General features: G+C 33.4%; 20 protein-coding genes, 1 pseudogene and 1 riboswitch. Of the genes and pseudogenes, 12 read left to right on the forward strand and 9 right to left on the reverse strand.

Features of this window, described 5'->3' with window-relative positions; genetic code table 11:
• The first annotated feature begins 44 nt into the window (after positions 1–44).
• Entirely contained in the window at positions 45–1,262 is a 1,218-nt protein-coding gene (locus HMPREF2897_RS12980) for a tyrosine-type recombinase/integrase (protein ID WP_070592965.1), read from the forward strand.
• 144 nt (positions 1,263–1,406) lie between these two features.
• On the opposite strand, the gene guaA is transcribed toward HMPREF2897_RS12980, so the two are convergent.
• The 4 genes from guaA to xpt form a co-directional block, all read right to left on the reverse strand.
• A complete protein-coding gene (guaA, locus tag HMPREF2897_RS08370) occupies positions 1,407–2,948 on the reverse strand; it encodes a glutamine-hydrolyzing GMP synthase (protein WP_002468031.1) in 1,542 nt (513 codons plus the stop codon).
• A gap of 167 nt (positions 2,949–3,115) precedes the next feature.
• Positions 3,116–4,582, reverse strand: coding sequence for an IMP dehydrogenase (gene guaB / locus HMPREF2897_RS08375; RefSeq protein ID WP_002475261.1), 1,467 nt, complete (start codon positions 4,580–4,582; stop codon positions 3,116–3,118).
• A gap of 37 nt (positions 4,583–4,619) precedes the next feature.
• A complete protein-coding gene (pbuX, locus tag HMPREF2897_RS08380; RefSeq protein ID WP_002475266.1) occupies positions 4,620–5,888 on the reverse strand; it encodes a xanthine permease PbuX in 1,269 nt (422 codons plus the stop codon).
• Complete coding sequence (gene xpt, locus HMPREF2897_RS08385) at positions 5,888–6,466, reverse strand: xanthine phosphoribosyltransferase (RefSeq protein ID WP_002447704.1); 579 nt, start codon at positions 6,464–6,466, stop codon at positions 5,888–5,890. The genes pbuX and xpt overlap by 1 nt, the downstream gene beginning before the upstream one ends.
• A gap of 282 nt (positions 6,467–6,748) precedes the next feature.
• A riboswitch (purine riboswitch) is annotated at positions 6,749–6,851 on the reverse strand.
• Between the two features lie 211 nt (positions 6,852–7,062).
• On the opposite strand from xpt, the gene HMPREF2897_RS08390 reads away from it, so the two are divergent.
• From HMPREF2897_RS08390 to HMPREF2897_RS08405, 4 genes are all read left to right on the forward strand, one after another.
• A complete protein-coding gene (locus tag HMPREF2897_RS08390; RefSeq protein ID WP_002447703.1) occupies positions 7,063–7,470 on the forward strand; it encodes a YflT domain-containing protein in 408 nt (135 codons plus the stop codon).
• Between the two features lie 127 nt (positions 7,471–7,597).
• On the forward strand, positions 7,598–8,263 hold the full coding sequence (locus HMPREF2897_RS08395) for a hypothetical protein (protein ID WP_002447702.1): 666 nt from the start codon (positions 7,598–7,600) through the stop codon (positions 8,261–8,263).
• A gap of 125 nt (positions 8,264–8,388) precedes the next feature.
• Positions 8,389–9,291, forward strand: a complete 903-nt coding sequence (locus HMPREF2897_RS08400; RefSeq protein WP_002447701.1) for a hypothetical protein — start codon at positions 8,389–8,391, stop codon at positions 9,289–9,291.
• A 309-nt stretch (positions 9,292–9,600) separates the two neighbouring features.
• Positions 9,601–10,989, forward strand: coding sequence for an L-cystine transporter (locus HMPREF2897_RS08405; protein WP_070592967.1), 1,389 nt, complete (start codon positions 9,601–9,603; stop codon positions 10,987–10,989).
• Positions 10,990–11,109: 120 nt separating this feature from the next.
• Here HMPREF2897_RS08405 and HMPREF2897_RS08410 read toward each other — a convergent pair whose 3' ends face one another.
• Positions 11,110–11,865: an NADPH-dependent oxidoreductase gene (locus tag HMPREF2897_RS08410; RefSeq protein WP_002458604.1), complete on the reverse strand. Its 756-nt coding sequence runs from the start codon at positions 11,863–11,865 to the stop codon at positions 11,110–11,112.
• Between the two features lie 137 nt (positions 11,866–12,002).
• Here HMPREF2897_RS08410 and HMPREF2897_RS08415 point away from each other — a divergent pair, with 137 nt between their 5' ends.
• From HMPREF2897_RS08415 to HMPREF2897_RS08435, 5 genes are all read left to right on the forward strand, one after another.
• Positions 12,003–12,782 carry a 2-keto-4-pentenoate hydratase gene (locus tag HMPREF2897_RS08415; RefSeq protein ID WP_002455900.1) on the forward strand — a complete coding sequence of 260 codons (780 nt, stop codon included), beginning with the start codon at positions 12,003–12,005 and terminating at the stop codon, positions 12,780–12,782.
• 444 nt (positions 12,783–13,226) lie between these two features.
• On the forward strand, positions 13,227–13,796 hold the full coding sequence (gene ahpC / locus HMPREF2897_RS08420; RefSeq protein ID WP_070592970.1) for an alkyl hydroperoxide reductase subunit C: 570 nt from the start codon (positions 13,227–13,229) through the stop codon (positions 13,794–13,796).
• 14 nt (positions 13,797–13,810) lie between these two features.
• Positions 13,811–15,334: an alkyl hydroperoxide reductase subunit F gene (ahpF, locus tag HMPREF2897_RS08425; protein WP_002475278.1), complete on the forward strand. Its 1,524-nt coding sequence runs from the start codon at positions 13,811–13,813 to the stop codon at positions 15,332–15,334.
• A 249-nt stretch (positions 15,335–15,583) separates the two neighbouring features.
• Positions 15,584–16,207, forward strand: coding sequence for an NDxxF motif lipoprotein (locus HMPREF2897_RS08430; RefSeq protein WP_002475263.1), 624 nt, complete (start codon positions 15,584–15,586; stop codon positions 16,205–16,207).
• A 216-nt stretch (positions 16,208–16,423) separates the two neighbouring features.
• Positions 16,424–16,801 carry a hypothetical protein gene (locus tag HMPREF2897_RS08435; protein ID WP_002475273.1) on the forward strand — a complete coding sequence of 126 codons (378 nt, stop codon included), beginning with the start codon at positions 16,424–16,426 and terminating at the stop codon, positions 16,799–16,801.
• 356 nt (positions 16,802–17,157) lie between these two features.
• On the opposite strand, the gene HMPREF2897_RS08445 is transcribed toward HMPREF2897_RS08435, so the two are convergent.
• From HMPREF2897_RS08445 to HMPREF2897_RS08455, 3 genes are all read right to left on the reverse strand, one after another.
• Complete coding sequence (locus HMPREF2897_RS08445) at positions 17,158–17,748, reverse strand: histidine phosphatase family protein (RefSeq protein WP_002490239.1); 591 nt, start codon at positions 17,746–17,748, stop codon at positions 17,158–17,160.
• Between the two features lie 20 nt (positions 17,749–17,768).
• The gene (locus HMPREF2897_RS08450; RefSeq protein ID WP_002447691.1) at positions 17,769–18,401 is read right to left on the reverse strand and encodes a LysE family translocator; all 633 of its coding nucleotides are present in this window, start codon (positions 18,399–18,401) and stop codon (positions 17,769–17,771) included.
• A gap of 472 nt (positions 18,402–18,873) precedes the next feature.
• Entirely contained in the window at positions 18,874–19,128 is a 255-nt protein-coding gene (locus HMPREF2897_RS08455) for a GlsB/YeaQ/YmgE family stress response membrane protein (protein WP_001832461.1), read from the reverse strand.
• 221 nt (positions 19,129–19,349) lie between these two features.
• On the opposite strand from HMPREF2897_RS08455, the gene HMPREF2897_RS08460 reads away from it, so the two are divergent.
• The gene (locus HMPREF2897_RS08460; protein WP_002458611.1) at positions 19,350–19,610 is read left to right on the forward strand and encodes a hypothetical protein; all 261 of its coding nucleotides are present in this window, start codon (positions 19,350–19,352) and stop codon (positions 19,608–19,610) included.
• A 113-nt stretch (positions 19,611–19,723) separates the two neighbouring features.
• Positions 19,724–19,956: pseudogene (locus HMPREF2897_RS13280) on the forward strand (XRE family transcriptional regulator).
• Between the two features lie 221 nt (positions 19,957–20,177).
• On the opposite strand, the gene rpsR reads toward HMPREF2897_RS13280, so the two are convergent.
• On the reverse strand, positions 20,178–20,420 hold the full coding sequence (rpsR, locus tag HMPREF2897_RS08465; RefSeq protein ID WP_001831354.1) for a 30S ribosomal protein S18: 243 nt from the start codon (positions 20,418–20,420) through the stop codon (positions 20,178–20,180).
• Positions 20,421–20,442: the final 22 nt, after the last annotated feature.

The following is a 20,442-nucleotide window of genomic DNA, read 5'->3' on the forward strand; positions in this document are numbered from 1 at the left end:
AATGATTATCTATTTATCTAATCAACGACAAGGAGGGATGAGAAATGTGGCATGAGAAATTTACTAACAAACATGGCGAAACTAAATATCGTTATTATGAGAAATATAAAGACCCTCTCACAAACAAATGGCGACGTGTTAGCGTGGTACTTAATAAGAATGGTAAGCAGTCACAGAAAGAGGCTCAGAAACGCTTAAATGAGCGTATAGAGGCAAAGTTGAACGATAAGACACCTACTACACTTAAGTCACTAACTTTCCATGCTGCATGCGATGAGTGGTTTGAAAGATACAAATTAACATCTGGATCTAAACAATCTACCGTTACAACGAAGAGTTATAAAATAGCACACATCAAAAGAAATATTGATAAAAATATCCTCGCTCAAAATATGAATGCTGATATTTTACAAAACTTAATTAATTCTTCATTAACAGAGGGATTAAGTCATAAAGTGGTTAAAGATGATTTGAGTATTATAAAAAATATAATACGCTATACACAAAAGAAATATAACATTACTGATATATCTTACATAGATGATGTAATAGTACCTAAAAAAGCGACTACAATAGAAGAAGTTAAAGCAAAACGTGAGAATTATTTAGAAATGAATGAAGTTCATCTTATCGCTGAAGAGTTAAAACGTATAGCAAATAATAAGCGTGCTAGTTATATGAAAAGATCGTATTTATTTACTGCTTATATCATTGAATTTCAAGTATTAAATGGTATGCGTATAGGCGAACTTTTAGCAATACAACCAGAAAACATTGATTTCATAAACAAAAAACTTATCATTGATGGCACTATACATTGGCGTAAAGAACGTAACAACGTCGGTTTTAAAGATACTACAAAAACAGCTTCATCTTATCGTACTATCTCTCTGACTACTCGAAGTTGTGATATTTTACGTAAAGTTATGCTAGAGAATAAGAAAGCAGTTCAGTGGGAAAAAATGTATGTAGATAGAGATTTTATATTTACTAACCATAGAGGAAACCCTCTATCACTTACATCAATCAATCGAAATATACAAATTGCTGCAAAGAATGTAGGTATTGAAAAGCATATAACCAGCCATACTATGCGTCATAGTCACATATCATTATTATCACAATTAGGCATATCATTGCGTGCAATTATGGATCGTGTAGGTCATACAGATCATAAGACTACCCTACAGATTTACAGTCATGTTACTGAACAAATGGATAAAGATATGATGAATAAATTAGAAACTATCAATATTGTTTGAAATACGTCTATATCAAAGGCGTATTTTTTAGGTTTATAAAGCAAAACTTTCATATAATGCCCTTTTTCTGCCCTTTTTAAATATTCCAAAACACAAAAACAACCCCTTATGACTATGCCTAAGGGGTTTCATTATTCTATGCTATTATTCCCACTCAATTGTACTTGGTGGCTTAGACGTTATGTCATAGACAACGCGATTAACGTGGTCCACCTCATTGACAATTCGACTTGAAATCTTTTGTAAGACTTCCCAATCAATTCTAGCAAAGTCACTAGTCATGCCATCGATGGATGTTACCGCACGAATACCTACAGTATGATCATACGTACGGTAGTCTCCCATGACACCGACCGATTGAATACCTGGAAGTACTGTAAAGTATTGCCAGATATCTCTTTCAAGACCTTCCTCACGAATCACTTCACGTAAAATCGCATCTGATTCACGAACAATTTCAAGCTTATCTTCAGTAATTTCTCCAAGTACACGGATACCTAATCCAGGTCCTGGGAACGGCTGTCTCCAAACTAAGTGTTCAGGTATACCTAATTCTATTCCTAATGCGCGCACTTCATCTTTGAATAATGTATTGATCGGTTCAATAAGTTCAAATTCCATGTCTTCAGGTAATCCACCTACATTATGGTGAGATTTAATTGTTTGAGCTGTCTTAGTACCTGATTCAATCACATCCGTATATAACGTACCTTGAGCTAAGAAATCTACATCTGTTAATTTCGCAGCTTCGTCATCAAAGACATATACAAACTCATTACCAATGATTTTACGTTTACGTTCTGGATCAGAAACACCTTTTAGTTTACTCATGAAGCGTTCTTGAGCATTAACACGAATAATATTCATATCAAAACCTTCACCGAATTGCTCCATGACCATGTCACCTTCACCTTTACGTAATAGACCATGGTCCACAAAAATACATGTTAATTGGTCGCCGATTGCCTTATGTAAAAGTACAGCAACTACGGATGAATCTACTCCACCACTCATTGCACACAATACTTTACGATTACCTACTTGTTGACGGATTTTCTCAATTTCAATTTCAATGAAATTCTCCATCGTCCATTCACCTGTACAATTACAAACACGACGGACGAAGTTTCTTAGTAAGTCGTTCCCATATTCAGTGTGACGTACTTCTGGATGGAATTGTACACCGTAAATGCGACGTTTTTTATCTTCAATAGCTGCATAATTAGTACTTGGACTATCTGCAATCACTTCAAATCCTTCAGGAATTTCAATTACTTTATCAGAATGACTCATCCATACTGTTTGTTCAGAAGGTAAGCCAAAGAAAAGTTCATCTGATTTAGCGTTAATTGTAGCTTTGCCATATTCACGCTCATTAGCACGCTCAACTTTACCACCTAAAAGCTTAGTCGTTAATTGCATACCATAACAAATACCTAAAACTGGAATACCTAAATTGTAAATTTCAGGGTCGATGGTAAATGACCCCTCTTCATACACTGAATTTGGACCACCTGAAAGAATGATACCTTTAGGATTCATTCGTTTAATTTCTTCAATAGAAATTTCGTGATCATGTAATTCACTATAAACGCCCATCTCACGGATACGACGCGTAATTAACTGGTTATATTGGCTACCAAAGTCTAAAACAAGAATCAGCTCTTGCTCTTTCGCCATTTCCATAGTCATGAATCTCCTTTATTGTTTTATTTTATGTAAAAGTAAGAGAAACGCGCCTATCAATGCCCTAAATGATAGCTTTAAGTATTGTTACCGTATCATTAAGCATTTTTGTTTTAAGAATTAAGCGCGTTCCTACAAATGATTAATTCATCATTCAAAGTTTAACACTAGAAAGAATAGTTTGGTGATTCTTTCGTAATTTGAACATTGTGAGGATGACTTTCAGCTAAGCCAGCTGGTCCCATACGTGTAAATTGTGCTTCTTCACGTAATTTTTTTAGGTTTTCTGAACCAGTATAACCCATACCAGCTCTAACGCCACCCATAAGTTGATAGATTGTATCTTGTAATGGTCCTTTATAAGCTGTGCGACCTTCAATACCTTCAGGAACAAATTTTCTTGGCGTCTTATCTTCTTGGAAGTAACGATCATTTGAACCTTTTTCCATAGCACCTAAAGATCCCATACCGCGATAAACTTTATATTGTCTACCTTGGAATACCTCAGTTGCACCAGGACTTTCTTCTGTACCAGCTAACAAACTACCTAACATAACCGCATGACCACCAGCAGCTAATGCTTTGATAATATCACCTGAGAACTTAATACCACCATCAGCAATAATAGCCTTACCATGCTTACGGGCTTCTGTAGCACAATCATAAACTGCTGTAATTTGAGGCACACCTACACCTGCAACAACACGTGTCGTACAAATTGACCCTGGACCAATACCTACTTTAACAACATCGGCACCTGCTTCAAATAAAGCACGTGTTGCCTCTGCAGTCGCTACGTTACCTGCGACAACAGTAATTTCAGGATATGTTTCCTTAATGTGTTTAACTTGATTAATAACGCCTTTAGAATGACCATGAGCCGTATCAATAATTAACGCATCTACGCCAGCTTCAACTAATTTTTGTGCACGAATTTCAGTATCTTTAGACGTACCGATTGCTGCTGCAGCTAACAATCTACCATGTTCATCTTTAGCTGCATATGGGAATTCAAGTACTTTTTCAATATCTTTAATCGTGATTAATCCTTCTAAACGACCATTTTCTACTAATGGAAGTTTCTCAATCTTATGTTTTTGAAGAATAGCTTCGGCTTCATCTAAAGTCGTACCAACTGGAGCTGTTATTAAATTATCTTTCGTCATTACATCTGATATTTTTATTGAAAAATCTTCAATAAAACGTAAATCACGATTTGTTAAAATCCCAATCAACTTGCGATCCTCTTGATTATCGACAATAGGTACACCAGAGATACGGTATTTGCCCATTAATGCTTCAGCCTCATACACACTTTCGTCCGGTGTTAAGAAGAACGGGTTAGAAATAACACCATTTTCTGAACGTTTAACCTTTTGTACCTCATCAGCTTGCTCTTCGACGCCCATATTCTTATGGATAACACCTAAACCGCCTTGACGAGCCATAGCAATCGCCATTTTTGATTCAGTTACTGTATCCATACCTGCTGAGATAACAGGAATGTTTAATTTGATCTTATCTGATAATTTGACACTTAAGTCAACATCGCTTGGTAAAACATCTGATGCAGCTGGAATGAGTAACACGTCGTCAAATGTTAAAGATTCTTTAGCAAATTTATTTTCCCACATTAAAAACAGCCTCCAATTTTATTTATACTTAGTTACATTATTTCACATTTTCTTCGGTTTGTTTATACTTTATACCATTAAAAAAGAAATTTAAGATGATTGCAGAAATTGCGCCAAGCACTATACCATTTTGAGTTAACCAAGCAAATTGTTCTCCTAATCCTTTAAATGCTTGAGGTACTGCACTAATACCAGCACCTAACCCTACTGAAATTGCAATAATTAATAAATTATTTTGATTTTGGAAATTAATGTTACCCAAAATACTAACACCGTATGCCATAACCATTCCAAACATTGCTATCATTGCCCCACCTAAAACCGGCAATGGAATAATATTAGCTAAAGCACCTAATTTAGGTATACAACCACAAATTAGTAAAAGAATAACCATTCCATATATCACATTGTTCTTTTTAGCTCCTGATAAAGAAACAAGACCTACATTTTGGGAATATGCAGTGTAAGGAAACGCATTAAATATTGAACCTAAAATGATTGCTAGACCTTCCGCAGTATACCCTTTTCGAAAATCTTTTCTTTCTAATTTTCTACCAGTAATTTCACTCAGTGCATGATAGACACCAGTAGATTCAATTAAACTTACAACTGCAACAATGAAAAATACAAGTATCGAGCTTACATCAAAGCCAAAACCAGAAAATCTGAATGGAATAGGGAATCCAAACCAATGTGCATCGCCCACTTGTTTGATATCAACCATTCCAAATATACCAGCTAAAGCAGTACCTATTGCCAATCCTATAAGTATCGCAATTGATTTCAAGAAGCCCTTTGTAAATCTTTGTAAAATAAGAATAATGAGTAGTGTAATACCACCTAACATTAAATTCTTAGTATCGCCATAGTTTTTCGCTCCTTCGCCACCTGCCAAGTAATTCATTGCAACTGGCATTAAATTGATTCCAATAATTGTCACGACACTTCCTGTTACAACAGGTGGGAAGAATTTAACTAAATAAGAGAAAAAAGGCGCAATTAAAACAACTAAGATACCGGATATTAAAAGCGAACCATATAAAACATCAAGTCCTTTGGTTTGACCGATGAGTATCATAGGTGCAACAGCAGTAAACGTACATCCTAGTACAATCGGTAATCCAGTCCCTGTGACTTTATTCGCTTGAAGAAATGTCGCTACCCCGCACATAAATATATCAACCGTAACTAGATAAGCAATTTCTTCAGCTGAAAATTTTAAGCTTGTCCCCACAATAATAGGAACAAGAATCGCCCCTGCATACATCGCTAACAAATGTTGCACACTTAATATGAAATTTTTCATTACGCTTCACCTAAAAGAGTTACCTTATTGCCTTTTAATGAAGCTACCTTACAAAGTGAAGATACATATAAGCCTGCATCTTCTAAACGTTGGCGCCCATTTTGGAAACTTTTTTCAACCACAATACCCACGCCAACTGTCGTCGCATTTGCTTGTTTTACAATGTCATTAAGACCTAGCGAAGCATCGCCATTAGCTAAAAAGTCATCAATGATAAGTACTTTATCGTCTGGACCTAAAAACTCTTCAGATACAATGACTGTACTCGTTTTATTTTTTGTGAATGAATGAATATCCGTGCTATAAAAGCCATCTTTCAAAGTACTAGGTTTAGCTTTTTTAGCAAATAGACAAGGAACATCAAAATGAAAAGAAGCCATAATAGCAGGCGCAATACCAGAAGCTTCAATAGTTAAAATTTTAGTAATACCAGCGTCTTTGAAAGACTCATAAAATGTTTTACCTACATCATTCATCAACTTTGCATCAATTTGATGATTTAAAAATCCATCTACTTTCAAAATTTTCTCATCGATGACAACGCCATCTTCTTTGACTTTTTGTCCTAACGACTCCACTCAAAAAACCTCCTCAAGTAAATTCAAATTCGATTCCTAGATACAAAAAAACCTCAAACTACCATTAATAGTTTCAGGATCTATGAGTGAACGTGCAATACTTTGCCTTAAAGCAAATTAAGAAGAAGATACGCATACGTAGTCCTAAAAACGCTTATTAAATTTGATAAACCTCAAACAATTGCACTCAATTTATACAGGCTTATGTGTATCCTCACTTGTTTCCAGTTATACCAAATGCGTTTTACTTTTATGTTGCTTTAGCGATTTAAACTGCTCTTAATGTATTGGATTGTTACTCATAGTCGCGTCGTTTATGGCGACACGGTAGAAACTTCTAAAGCCATATTCTCTAGATTATATGAGTCATATAAATTATTTAATGATAATAGCAAATTTTTGTTGTATTTTCAATATAATTAAAGAGATGTTCACGATTCAAAAAGCATCAAAATTCAGTGTAAGCGTTATATTAAAGGATGAATTATCATTGAAATGTTTTAACACAAAATTATATAATTATCTGTGTAATAGTTTTATTAAATTAGACTAGGGTATAACCATGTAAGACAACATTTTTAAAAGGGGCGATAATCATGGCAAAAATTACTGTAGTGAATAACCAAGACGAATTATATAAAGTCATCAATCAAAAAAAATCTGAAGGTTATTTAGAGACAGAATTAGCTGTTATCAGTAAAAGTAAGTTGCACTTAGATGATTTACACAACTCTCAAATCTCATTAATGTCTACAAGTGGCTCATTTAGTGACCGTATGTCTCGTTTACTTACAGGTGAAGATGGAGAAGAAGCAGTATTATCTCGTTATGATTTAACTGACAATGAACTAGAAGGATATAAACAAGATATTTTAAACGATAAAATGCTCGTTGTTGCTAACAGTGATCGTTCTTCTCATGATGAAGTTGAAGATAATAATGCTGCATATAAAGAAGTGGATATTACTCATTATGCCGCAGAGTCTGAAGGGCCTAAAGCATAATTTTATTTCTACATTATAAAAGCATTGCACCATAATGTTTGTTTAGTCGAGCAGACATTATGGTTTTTTTTATCATTAAATAAAGCTAATTAGCTACGATTGAATAATATTAGGGAGAGGATATAACATGGAATTTAAAGTAATAGAATCAGCTAAAGATCCATTATTTAGCGAGGCACTCAAATTATATGATAATAAATTGGATATTGGTTTAGATGAAGATAGTAAAATTTTTAAACGCTCACTTGAAAACAATAAAACAGAAAATGATTACGCCTTTATCGTTGGAATTGAAAACCAGACTGTAGTTAGCTTAGCAACTGCGCATTACGAAGCAACAACCAATTCTGCATTTTTAATTTACTTAATCGCAAAAGAAAGCCCCAATCATGATGAAAGAATGTCCTTAACTTTAGAGGCAATAGAAAAACAATTAAACCTTTTATCACAAGAAGTTCATAATAGAGATATTAATTTCATCATGTTAGAAGTTCCAAAAGAACCCTCGACTGTTGACATCGATGACAAGCTCAGAAACGCACTAGAACATCGTCGTCAATTCCTCTTTGAAAATCAATTTGAAAAGCAGGACGACATCGACTACATTCATCCAAATCAAAACCAAAAGGAAACGCCACAAAAAGTAGATTTATTTATTAAAGCTAACATTGAATTAACAAAGGACATTTATGGCACAAGCGTCAAATCTAATTATATTCTTAAATATGTTTTTGCAAACGGCATTTCAAGAGAAATTATTTACCCTCTCCTAAAAGAAATGAATTTAAGATAGTCTGTCTAAAACACCTTGAAATCAATATTAAGAAAAGGTAAACTATCATATGAGGTAAGACTGACGTTTCACTGGCCGAAGACAAACGTCACCATACATAATTAAAATATGAAGGGACTTTTTCAATGTTAACTAAAGAATTTGCTCAACGTGTAGAACTAAGTGAAAAGCAGGTCCGAAAAATTGTACAACATTTAGAGGAACGAGGCTATCACCTTAGTAAAACAGAATATCGTGGTCGTGAAGCCACAGACTTTAAAGAAGATGACATCGAATTATTTACAGATATCGCTAACAAAGTTAAACAAACGAATAGTTATGATTTAGCATTTGAAGAGCTTGAAAAGGAAAAAGACTTTTTACAAGTCATTGTTAAAGACGAGGATAGCCAATTACCAACTGATCAAAATGTAGCACAACTCGTTGAAGATTTACGTTCTGAAATTCAAAAAATGCGAGAAGAACGTCAAATGTTAGGGCAAATGATTAACCAAGTACATCACCAACAACAGGAACTTAAAGAATTACAGACTGATATTACAACAAAATTAGAATCGAATGCCCAGTCTTTAAAATCAATCCAAAATTCTCAAGAGGCTATTCAGTCAGCACAAGAACAACAATCTAAAGACATCGCTAAAGCTAACGAATTAAAAGATAGTGAATTACGCAGTCATTTTGATTCAATGTCAAATAGCGCTTCAATATCTCAAAGCAACATCGCAAGTCAAAGCACTACAGCAAGTTTAAGCCAATCTGAATCAGTAAATGATTCAATGAGTTCATCTCTATCCGAGTCTAACTCGATAACATCTGAAAGTAATACAAATAGCAAATCGGAAATTGAATCAAAAAGTACGTCTACAAGCGAGTTCTTGTCAGAATCAGGAAGTGTATCTAACTCAGAAAAATCTGAGTCAATTTCTCATTCTCAATCAACATCAGCTACACCTTCTTCTCAATCGACTTACCAACAACAACCTAAAGAAGAGAAGAAAGGTTTCTTTGCACGTCTATTTAACTTATAAATGATTTGTATTCATAGCTGACTCATGCTTATTCACAATATTAAATAAAAAACGCGCGCAATCTTGTCTTCTTATAGCATGATTGCACGCGTCTTTTTTATTAATGTAAATCTCTTTATGTCCTCTTTGCTCACTTTTCTAATAAATGTAAACTTCCAATTTTTCATTGTTCTAGTAATCACCTTCACACTATTCAACTTTAAGTGAATCAGAAAACTATAAATCAACAACTTGAATTTCTTCTTAACCCCCTTTATTCTTATTACATATGTCGGAATACTAAAATTATAAAAGGAGCTATATATTGATATGGAAATACTTTTTACAGTAATTAATGTCATCGTGTTACTTGTTTTCCTAATTATGTTAAATATTATGGCAAGAAAACACGTCTCATTCCCTAAACGCGTCTTTACCGCTTTAGGAATAGGTATCGTATTTGGCATTGTATTACACCTCATATATGGTGCAGAGTCTAAAACGCTCGAACAATCAACAGACTGGTTTAGTATTGTCGGAGATGGTTATGTTGCACTATTACAAATGATTGTCATGCCACTAATATTCATTTCAATTGTTGCCGCTTTTAGCAAAATACAAATTGGTGAAAAATTCGCTAAGATCGGTTCTTATATTTTTATGTTTCTAATTGGTACTGTAGCCATCGCAGCTATCGTTGGAATTTTTTACGCTTTGATCTTTGGTTTAGATGCATCGTCTATTGATTTAGGTAGTGCAGAACATTCACGTGGTACAGAAATTTCAAAACAAGCCAAAGATTTAACTGCAAACACTTTACCACAACAAATTCTCGAAGTATTCCCAAGCAATCCATTTTTAGATTTCACAGGACAACGTACAACTTCGACAATTGCAGTTGTTATTTTTGCAACGTTTGTGGGCTTTGCTTATCTTAGAGTTGCAAGAAAACAACCGGAACATGGAATCTTACTTAAACGTGGTATAGAAGCAATCTATTCTATCGTTATGGCTATCGTAACTTTTGTTTTACGATTAACGCCTTATGGCATTTTAGCTATTATGGCTTCTACTCTTGCGACAAGTGATTTTTCTGCAATTTGGACGTTAGGTAAATTCTTAATTGCTTCATACGCAGCTCTAATCACAATGTATATCATCCATTTAATTATACTGAGTGTCTTAGGTATCAATCCCGTTAAATACGTGAAAAAGACAATAGAAGTACTAATCTTTGCATTTACTTCACGATCAAGTGCAGGTGCATTACCATTAAATGTTCAAACGCAAACAAAACGTTTAGGTGTCCCTGAGGGAATTGCAAACTTCTCTGCAACTTTTGGTCTATCCATAGGGCAAAATGGCTGTGCAGGAATCTACCCTGCTATGCTAGCAGTTATGGTAGCACCAGTAGCAAATGTAGAAATTGACTTCCAATTTGTTGTTACACTTATTGCTGTTGTTATTATAAGTTCATTTGGTGTTGCAGGTGTAGGTGGCGGTGCAACATTCGCATCAATACTCGTATTATCTACACTTAATCTACCAGTTGCTCTAGCAGGAGTACTGATATCTATCGAACCTCTCATCGATATGGGTCGTACAGCACTTAACGTTAATGACTCAATGCTAGCTGGAACAGGTACCGCACGCTTAACGAATCATTGGGACAAAAAAACATTTGACTCAAATGATTACGGCGATTTATCTGCAAATTAAATGTAAGATAAGTTGTCATTGGTCATTACGATATACAATTATAAAAAGAGCGGGGCAAAATTTGTGTTTAAAATATCGCCCCACCCAGCCTGAGACGTGTATTTCTGTCTCAGGTTCTTTTTATCTTTGAATAAATCCTGCTTTTTTCAATTCATCTAACATATCTAAACGTGTTTTACGTCCTAGAAATGTTTCTATTTGTTGTGACCAATTTTCTGTACGCACACCGTGGGTACGTTCTTTATAATATTCACTCACTACTTGGTCGTATGCTTCCAATTCTTTACGTTGTTGGTGATGATTTGCATCATACTGATCTTTATGAAAAATATGTTTAAATGGCAAGCGCGGTTTAGGTGACCCATTTTCTTCATCAGAAGGTTCACCAACTGCCATACCAAATAACGGAAACGTATAATCAGGTAAATTTAAAATTTCACGCACTCGCGCAACATCATTACGCAATGACCCTAAATAAACAATTCCATACCCCATATCTTCGGCAGCAACTGCCATGTTTTGTGCAACTAATGCAACATCTATTGTACCCACTAATAGTCCTTCTGCAGAACCATACGATGTCTCCATATTTGACGCCGCAACTTCATCTACTAAATGATGACGATAATAATCTAAAACAAATACAAATAAATAACCATTATCTAAAACATAAGGTTGACCTGACACTTCCTTTAAACGCGCTTTAATGCTTGGATCTTCAACACCAATAATAGAATAAGTTTGAAGATAACTGGATGTAGAAGCACTCTGTCCCGCCTCTACTAATTTTTCTACCGTCTCAGAACTAAGTGGTTGATCCTTAAATTTTCTAACTGAATGATGTTGTTTCATCAACTCATAAACATAATCTGACACTATACCCACTCCTATCAAAATTTACGTTATTAATAATTTTATACCCTAAATGAAGTATATTTAAATAGATTTGCACACTTCATATTTAGAAGTTATCATAAAAGTATCAATTTTCAGATAATTTAGGGGGATACAATATGACACTAACAAATAAAGAAGTTGCTAAGGTTTTATTTAAAGCTTATAGATATAAAAAACCCATCGATTTCATTAGCGAGAACTATCAATTAAACGAAGAAGAAGCATATCATGTACAAGAAGAACTAATTGACCAATTAACTTTCAAAGACCGTTCGACTGTTACAGGGTATAAAGTTAGTATGACTAGCAAGGCAACGCAAGCAATTGCTAACACTAACGAACCAGCATATGGAACACTCTTATCTAACCAAATTGTTAATGATGGTGCCTCAGTCTCTCTTTCAGAATTATTTTCACCATTACTAGAACCAGAAATTATCTTTATAGTGCAGGAAGACTTACCTTATGATGCTGATTTAGAAACAATTAGATATCATACCCGTATCGCGCCAGGCATTGAAATTCCAGATGCAAGATATAAAAATTGGTTTCCAAATTTTACTTTATCAGATTTAATATCAGATAATACCGCAACAGGGCTCGTCGTAGTAGGTGACCCTGTAGACGGCCTTGATAATGATGCATTTGCTAATGTACATTTAAATTTATATAAAGATGATAAATGTATCGCCACAGGAGAATCATCCGAAGTACTCGGAAATCCTTTAAACGCTATTCATTGGCTAATTAAAAAACTACACACGCACGGCAAACAACTAAAAAAAGGAGATATCATTTCATCTGGAACTTTTATATCTCCATTAAAATTAGAATATGGCACGTACCGTGCTGAATATAGTGGTATCGGTAAGGTGTCATTTTCGGTTAATAAATAAAGTAAGTTTAATAGGGTTATTTTCACAGAAAGTTATAACAACTTGTGGAAATAACTCTTTCTGTTTTATACAGTTGCTAAAAAAGGAAATCCATGTATGATACATGTTATTATATATATGAAGTAGTAATAAAATTACACTTCATTATCAATAAAATAACCATAGTTGAGAATGATAACTGAGATTCAATGTCATACACATTTGAAAATTTCAGTTTCACATTGGATTTTCAACTTTTTTCACTCGTTATTCTTTAATCAATGAAGGATTTAAAATGGCTTAATTATAGCTTTTTTATACTTTCATAGATTTTAAGAACTTCTAAAGTTGACTATTCAATGCCAAGATGTAATAATACTAAACAAGAGATTAGAATTATTATAAACAAACAATTATTTTTAAGTAATTCTAATTAACACTTAACTTTTCAGGAGGAATTTATCTATGTCTTTAATTAACAAAGAAATTTTACCTTTCACAGCACAAGCTTACGATCCAAAAAAAGATGAGTTTAAAGAAGTTACTCAAGAAGATCTTAAAGGTTCTTGGAACGTTGTATGTTTCTATCCTGCTGACTTCTCATTCGTATGCCCTACTGAATTAGAAGATTTACAAAATCAATACGCTAAATTACAAGAATTAGGCGTTAACGTGTACTCAGTATCAACAGATACACACTTCGTACACAAAGCTTGGCACGACCATTCTGATGCAATCAGCAAACTAGAATACAGCATGATTGGTGATCCTTCTCAAACAATCACTCGCAATTTCGATGTGTTGGATGAAGAATCTGGTTTAGCACAACGTGGTACTTTCATTATCGACCCTGATGGTGTGGTACAAGCAGCAGAAATTAATACTGACGGAATCGGACGTGACGCAAGTACATTAGTTAACAAAATTAAAGCCGCTCAATATGTACGTCAACATCCAGGTGAAGTTTGCCCAGCTAAATGGGAAGAAGGTTCAGAATCATTACAACCTGGTTTAGACTTAGTAGGTAAAATCTAAGGAGGCATTAAAATATGCTTAATGCTGATTTAAAGCAACAATTACAACAATTACTTGAGCTTATGGAAGGCGACGTTGAATTCGTTGCCAGCCTAGGCTCTGATGATAAATCAAACGAACTCAAAGAATTATTAAATGAGATTGCTGAGATGTCAGCACACATAACAATTACTGAAAAATCTTTAAAACGTACACCAAGTTTTTCAGTTAACCGCCCTGGTGAAGAAACAGGTATTACATTTGCTGGCATACCTTTAGGCCATGAATTTAACTCTCTAGTATTAGCTATACTACAAGTGAGTGGTCGAGCACCTAAAGAAAAGCAATCCATTATCGATCAAATTAAAGGACTCGAAGGTCCATTTCATTTCGAAACCTTTGTAAGTCTTACTTGTCAAAAGTGTCCTGACGTCGTTCAAGCGTTAAACCTAATGAGTGTTATTAATCCTAACATCACTCATACTATGATTGATGGCGCTGTTTTCCGTGAAGAATCTGAAAACATTATGGCAGTGCCTGCCGTCTTCTTAGATGGTCAAGAATTTGGTAACGGACGCATGACAGTTCAAGATATTTTAACTAAATTAGGAAGCACGCAAGATGCCTCTGAATTCAACGATAAAGATCCTTATGACGTGTTAATCGTTGGTGGCGGACCTGCAAGTGGTAGTGCTGCAATTTATACAGCACGTAAAGGGCTACGTACAGGTATTGTCGCTGATCGCATTGGTGGTCAAGTTAATGATACTGCTGGTATCGAGAACTTCATCACTGTTAAAGAAACGACAGGTTCAGAGTTCTCATCAAATCTTGCAGAACATATTGCACAATATGATATTGATACAATGACTGGTATTCGTGCTACAAATATCGAAAAAACAGATTCAGCTATTCGAGTAACTTTAGAAAATGATGCTGTTTTAGAAAGTAAAACTGCCATCATTTCTACAGGTGCAAGTTGGCGCAAACTAAACATCCCAGGGGAAGACCGTCTAATCAATAAAGGCGTGGCTTTCTGCCCTCACTGTGACGGACCTTTATTTGAAAATAAAGATGTCGCTGTCATCGGTGGTGGTAATTCTGGTGTAGAAGCAGCTATTGATTTAGCCGGCATCGTTAAACACGTAACATTATTTGAATACGCTTCTGAATTAAAAGCTGATAGCGTATTACAAGAACGTCTACGCTCACTACCTAATGTTGATATTAAAACGAGCGCTAAAACAACAGAAGTAATTGGTGACGATTACGTTACAGGTATCAGCTATGAAGATATGACTACCGGAGAGTCACAAGTAGTTAATTTAGATGGAATATTTGTACAGATTGGATTAGTTCCTAATACATCTTGGTTGCAAAATGCTGTCGAATTAAATGAACGTGGCGAGGTTATGATTAATCGCGATAACGCAACAAACGTTCCTGGTATCTTTGCAGCTGGTGACGTTACTGATCAAAAAAATAAACAAATTATTATTTCTATGGGTGCTGGTGCCAATGCTGCACTTAATGCATTCGATTATATAATTAGAAATTAATTTTTAAAACGTTACTTATCATAAATATTTTAACCTCACAGAGTTCCCATGGTGGAGCTCTGTTTTTTATTATAAAAAAACCTATTGAAACAAGTATATTATTCATATAATCCGACATAATTTAGTCATATCTAACGGTAAATGTAGTTCTAAAATATTCAAATATTTTTCGATAAATGATACTCTAATAGATGTATAAATTTAAAACACTGTTTAATGATAGAGACGTAAAAGGAGTTACTCAATTCTATGAAAAAGAGAGTCATTACATACTTGATACTAGCATTGTCTTTAACACTTGCAGCATGCTCAAATACGAACGATAACAATAACCAAGAGCATCACAGCAACGCTCATGCACCTAAAAATGCTAAAACTTTAAAGGAAAAAGATATTTTTTCTTCAAACAAAAAAGGACAAAAAATTAGCGAAAAAGAGATGAAGCAAGCTTTAGAAAAATATTTACAAGCGAATAACGATGTACTTGATAATAAGTATGTCATGCAACATAAATTAGATAAGCAAAGTGATAGTAATCCTAAAATCACAGAATCACAAGCTGATCGTCTTAGCAAGTTATCCAATTTAGCAGTTAAAAATGATTTGCATTTTAAAAAATTTATAAAAAACAATCACATCCCTGAAGAATATAAAGATCCAACAGATCGTATAATTAATTATTTTCACGCTTTAAATAGTACTATTTCAAACGTAGATGAAGACATTGAGAAATTAAACTACCAACCACAAAATTCAATTAACGTTGTTGATGTACCCACAAAATATTCAGGTGATGTAAATAAAAAACAACAAGATAAAATCACTACTTTCCTTAAGAAAAAAGGAATAGACACAGAAGTATTTAATAAATAAAACAAAAGGCTTTTTCTATAGCACATTATTTTACTTGCCCAAAAAAGATGTTGGACTAACATCTTTTTTGGGCTTGTTTGATATTCGAGTTAATTTCATCATCTCATCTTTTTGAAACATGCTTTCGCTATTTTGACAATTCAATATATTTATTACACAATAAAATTAATATAGCATATATATTTTTCTAAATAAAAAGAAATGAGGAAAATCATTATGAAGATACGTTTAACATTTATTATCTTATCAATACTATCTACCATCGGCTTAGTACTTGTTTTAGCAAAATATCCAACAGGCCCACACACAATCAACTATAACGAACCTTATACAGTACTCATAGCCATTACGACAATAGTTATAATGGCTTTACCAGCACTCATATTAGGTATATTTAATCATCTTGCATGTAGAATCATATCGGCGATATTACAAATAAGCGCACTGATGATATGGGGATTTTTAGTAATCATTAGCTTAATGATGGGGCAAATTGTCATTACACTTATGGCTTCCTTAACGATACTTGCATTACTTGTTAGTTCTATTGTCACACTTTCAGTACACCCATCTACTTCAGATAGAATAAATTAATCAAGTAAAGGGGTAAGAGAGGTAGAATTTACATTAAAATCCTCTTTGTTGGGGCCCCACCCCAACTTGCTTTGCTTGTTAAATTTCTCGGTGAAATTCTCTTTGTTGGGGCCCCACCCTCTTGTAAAAAATGGTTTGATATTTGTGTATATTTTTAATTCTATCATTGACTGATTGTATATTATGAAAGCCTGAGGCATCGATAATCTATGCCCCAGGCTTCACTCACAATCCTATATTATATATAACAATATTGCTACGGTTGTTGATAGACCTCAATCATACCTTTTGATAGAGAATTAATATCAATTTAGCCAGCAATTACAATTTTACAACTCAAATGATTATATATGTATTCAAGACTTCATTTCTTTTTTAATTAAATATGGATAACAATTAAGAATTTCCGTCGATAAGGCTTCTTCCTTAGTTATCATTTTAAAATAAACGAAAAAACATCTAATTACAACTTGGTGCGCAACTATCACTACACGTCTTTGCCGTTGATTAAGCTCATTTTCAATGAAAGTAACCACTCTATCATAGACATCTTGATAACTTTCTCCTTGTGGTGCTTTTTGTGAAAAACTATGTCTAAAGTATTTATAATTAGGATCATGGAAATATTTTTCGAACCTTTTGTCTTTACAAACTTCTTCTTTATTTTTCCCTTCAAAAACACCTAACGAACGCTCTCTTAACGTCTTAGTATATATTGTTGGAAGATCATAAGGAAATAGCTCATCATACGTTTGCCTTGTTCTTTTTAAATCTGATACATATACAGTGTCAATGTATTTATTTTTAAAATAAGCAGATAGTTCTCTAGCGCTTTTTATACCTCTTTCCGTCAAAGGGATGTCTAACTGTCCACAAAAATATAGATACCCGTGCTTATTATCATAATTGGACTGCGACTCACCATGCCTCACTAAATAAATTTCCATTCTATCTCCTCATTTCTGACTTAGCTACTTTTACTTAATAATAAATTAATAGATAAGCCAATTAAAACAAACCCTACAATATAATCAAATATAGCTTTGAATCTTGGTCTGCTGAATAATAATTTAATATATTGAAAGATAAATACACAAAATAAAAACCATAAGCATGTAACTACAACAACTGAAAAAGCAAATAACGCAATCTCAGATTTCATATGTATATTACCGTTAGAAAGAAACTGAGGGAATATACTAACATAAAATAATAAAGCTTTAGGGTTAAGACTTGTACTTAAAAAACCTTGTCTAAAAGAAGTGATATAACTCACATTTCTGACATCAGCTAAAGCTTGTTTACTAAAATCAACAGAACTGTGCGCACTTAAAATACTTTTGATTCCGAGATAAATAAGATAACAAGCACCCAATATTTTTATTGTTAAAAAAACAAAGTGTAAACTCGTAAGTATGTATATAATTCCAAAAATTGCTAATGAAGAGTATAAAATATGCCCCGTAGTGATACCAAATGCGGCCATAAAACCATTCATTTTACTTGAGTTAATAGTATTTTTCATTACAATAATGAAATCTGGCCCAGGCACTATAATAATCAATAATGTAATAATGATAAATGTAATTAAACTGTCCATAAGAAACCTCCTCGATGTCGTTTTACAATTCATTATTACATATCACCAATGGCTTATGAAACCGAACAGAGGCCTTTAAATCAAAGTAATAATTTTCTCAATTTTGTTGGAAATTTTAAAAATCAAAACCTTTAATGTTGTCAGATAAATAGCAATCTGATAATATTAAATTGTAGTTATTAGTAACTACAAAGTCTTTTATATTCATGAACATAATACTCCTGGATGGCGTAACCCAGCGCCATCCTTTTTTATGTTTTATAACATGAAAAAAGCACCCACACCATTTTTATTGGTTTGGATGCTTTGATAACTATAATTAATGTAACTCAAACGATTAAAGACATCATCAATATCTATCATTGAGTTACGTGCGTATAGATAAACACACATACTTTAACTGTATTAATTGATTACTTTCAAATAATCAAGCAACACATTTTCTACCTAAATTAAACTTAATCTATAATTATTATTTTTTTCTTAGTGCTTTTAAAATTAATGAAATAATAAAGATTAAAATAATTGAACCTAATAATGCTGGAAAGATGTGTATTTTACCTAATTGTGGTCCCCATTCACCTAAAATCATAGTACCAACCCATGATCCTACAATACCAGCAATAATATTTCCTAGAATACCTCCTGGTACGTCTTTACCTAAAATTAAACCTGCGATCCATCCAATGATACCGCCGACAATAATCATACCTATTAATCCAAACATAATTGATTGTCTCCTTTATTTATATATTTTATTCACTAGTATGAGATACCCCATGTCAAAAATGATTAAACGCTTTGTATAAATTTTTATTTTACTGATAAAAGCTATTTTGCTTTTATTTTTTCAATATTTATTATTATCAACCTCAATCCTATTGTGTTAAGCTATTAAAGATGACTAAAATGAACTATTTCTAAAAATATTTAAAGTAGGTATTTTACATGCAACATAAAAATAAATTTCAACGTATTAACCAAATTATACAAATTATAGGTTTCCTTTCATTTTTAGCAATTCTCACTATCATTACACTTAACTTTTTTATAAAAGGACACTTACAAGGTCATTTTGAAATAGGTTTTAATATTCAAAGTAATCAAGTCTATGTAGTAACGACACTAATCATGGTTACAATCATCTGTACTATATTATCAGCTATTCTAAACATGCTTTCTAATAAAAAACAAAATTACAAACATTAAATTTTAATGATGGTGCTACAACTTCAAAGTATAACCCTTTAGATATGCTAATTGATAAAATGACATCTTGATGTCAACGTAGACACTTTCATCATGAATAGAAGATGTAGCACATAAATTTACATATTTTATATAACTTAAGAACTAAAAGACATATAGAGATTGAAGAATTAACTACTCAACTTAACAAGAAAAATGTCACGCATAACAAACCACTTCAAATTTGGGAATGGTAAACCATTATCATCAATCAATATTTAAAGATGTTATGCACCTAACCCATTTTTTCAACGTACCGTATCAAATGTTTAAAAAATATATTGATGGCCTAGTTTTAGAAAGGTAAGTATAATAAACTAAGATGTTCCGTTTTAAACCACTTTACAACGCATAATCTTAACTCATTTTGGGATTCAATCTCATAACATTACTGAAATATCGTCGAAGGATATGTATCTAAAAATCTAGCTTTCAAATGCACTGCTTTTTCTGCCCTTTTTAAATATTCAAAAACATAAAAACAACCCCGTAAGCCTATACTTACGGGGTTTTACAATAAATAAAGTATTATTGTTCTTCTTTAACATATGGTAATAAAGCCATATGACGAGCACGTTTGATAGCTGTAGTCAACATACGTTGATATTTCGCTGAAGTACCTGTTACACGACGTGGTAAAATTTTACCACGTTCTGAGATAAAACGTTTTAATAATTCAGTGTCTTTATAGTCGATGTGTGTAATACCATTTGCTGTGAAATAGCATACTTTTTTACGACGACGTCCGCCTCTTCTTGGTCCACCTGCCATGGTTAACTGCCTCCTTTGACTC

The sequence above is a fragment of the Staphylococcus sp. HMSC065D05 genome, assembly GCF_001813195.1.
GTDB classification, from domain to species: Bacteria; Bacillota; Bacilli; order Staphylococcales; family Staphylococcaceae; genus Staphylococcus; species Staphylococcus epidermidis.

What these genes read in the sequence shown, in the direction of transcription:
- HMPREF2897_RS12980 (WP_070592965.1), top strand. Translation starts at nt 45, where the DNA reads ATGTGGCATGAGAAATTTACTAACAAACATGGCGAAACTAAATATCGT.
- guaA (WP_002468031.1), bottom strand. Translation starts at nt 2,948, where the DNA reads ATGGAAATGGCGAAAGAGCAAGAGCTGATTCTTGTTTTAGACTTTGGT.
- guaB (WP_002475261.1), bottom strand. Translation starts at nt 4,582, where the DNA reads ATGTGGGAAAATAAATTTGCTAAAGAATCTTTAACATTTGACGACGTG.
- pbuX (WP_002475266.1), bottom strand. Translation starts at nt 5,888, where the DNA reads ATGAAAAATTTCATATTAAGTGTGCAACATTTGTTAGCGATGTATGCA.
- HMPREF2897_RS08390 (WP_002447703.1), top strand. Translation starts at nt 7,063, where the DNA reads ATGGCAAAAATTACTGTAGTGAATAACCAAGACGAATTATATAAAGTC.
- HMPREF2897_RS08395 (WP_002447702.1), top strand. Translation starts at nt 7,598, where the DNA reads ATGGAATTTAAAGTAATAGAATCAGCTAAAGATCCATTATTTAGCGAG.
- HMPREF2897_RS08400 (WP_002447701.1), top strand. Translation starts at nt 8,389, where the DNA reads ATGTTAACTAAAGAATTTGCTCAACGTGTAGAACTAAGTGAAAAGCAG.
- HMPREF2897_RS08405 (WP_070592967.1), top strand. Translation starts at nt 9,601, where the DNA reads ATGGAAATACTTTTTACAGTAATTAATGTCATCGTGTTACTTGTTTTC.
- HMPREF2897_RS08415 (WP_002455900.1), top strand. Translation starts at nt 12,003, where the DNA reads ATGACACTAACAAATAAAGAAGTTGCTAAGGTTTTATTTAAAGCTTAT.
- ahpC (WP_070592970.1), top strand. Translation starts at nt 13,227, where the DNA reads ATGTCTTTAATTAACAAAGAAATTTTACCTTTCACAGCACAAGCTTAC.
- ahpF (WP_002475278.1), top strand. Translation starts at nt 13,811, where the DNA reads ATGCTTAATGCTGATTTAAAGCAACAATTACAACAATTACTTGAGCTT.
- HMPREF2897_RS08430 (WP_002475263.1), top strand. Translation starts at nt 15,584, where the DNA reads ATGAAAAAGAGAGTCATTACATACTTGATACTAGCATTGTCTTTAACA.
- HMPREF2897_RS08435 (WP_002475273.1), top strand. Translation starts at nt 16,424, where the DNA reads ATGAAGATACGTTTAACATTTATTATCTTATCAATACTATCTACCATC.
- HMPREF2897_RS08445 (WP_002490239.1), bottom strand. Translation starts at nt 17,748, where the DNA reads ATGGAAATTTATTTAGTGAGGCATGGTGAGTCGCAGTCCAATTATGAT.
- HMPREF2897_RS08450 (WP_002447691.1), bottom strand. Translation starts at nt 18,401, where the DNA reads ATGGACAGTTTAATTACATTTATCATTATTACATTATTGATTATTATA.
- HMPREF2897_RS08455 (WP_001832461.1), bottom strand. Translation starts at nt 19,128, where the DNA reads ATGTTTGGATTAATAGGTATGATTATTGTCGGCGGTATCATTGGATGG.
- HMPREF2897_RS08460 (WP_002458611.1), top strand. Translation starts at nt 19,350, where the DNA reads ATGCAACATAAAAATAAATTTCAACGTATTAACCAAATTATACAAATT.
- rpsR (WP_001831354.1), bottom strand. Translation starts at nt 20,420, where the DNA reads ATGGCAGGTGGACCAAGAAGAGGCGGACGTCGTCGTAAAAAAGTATGC.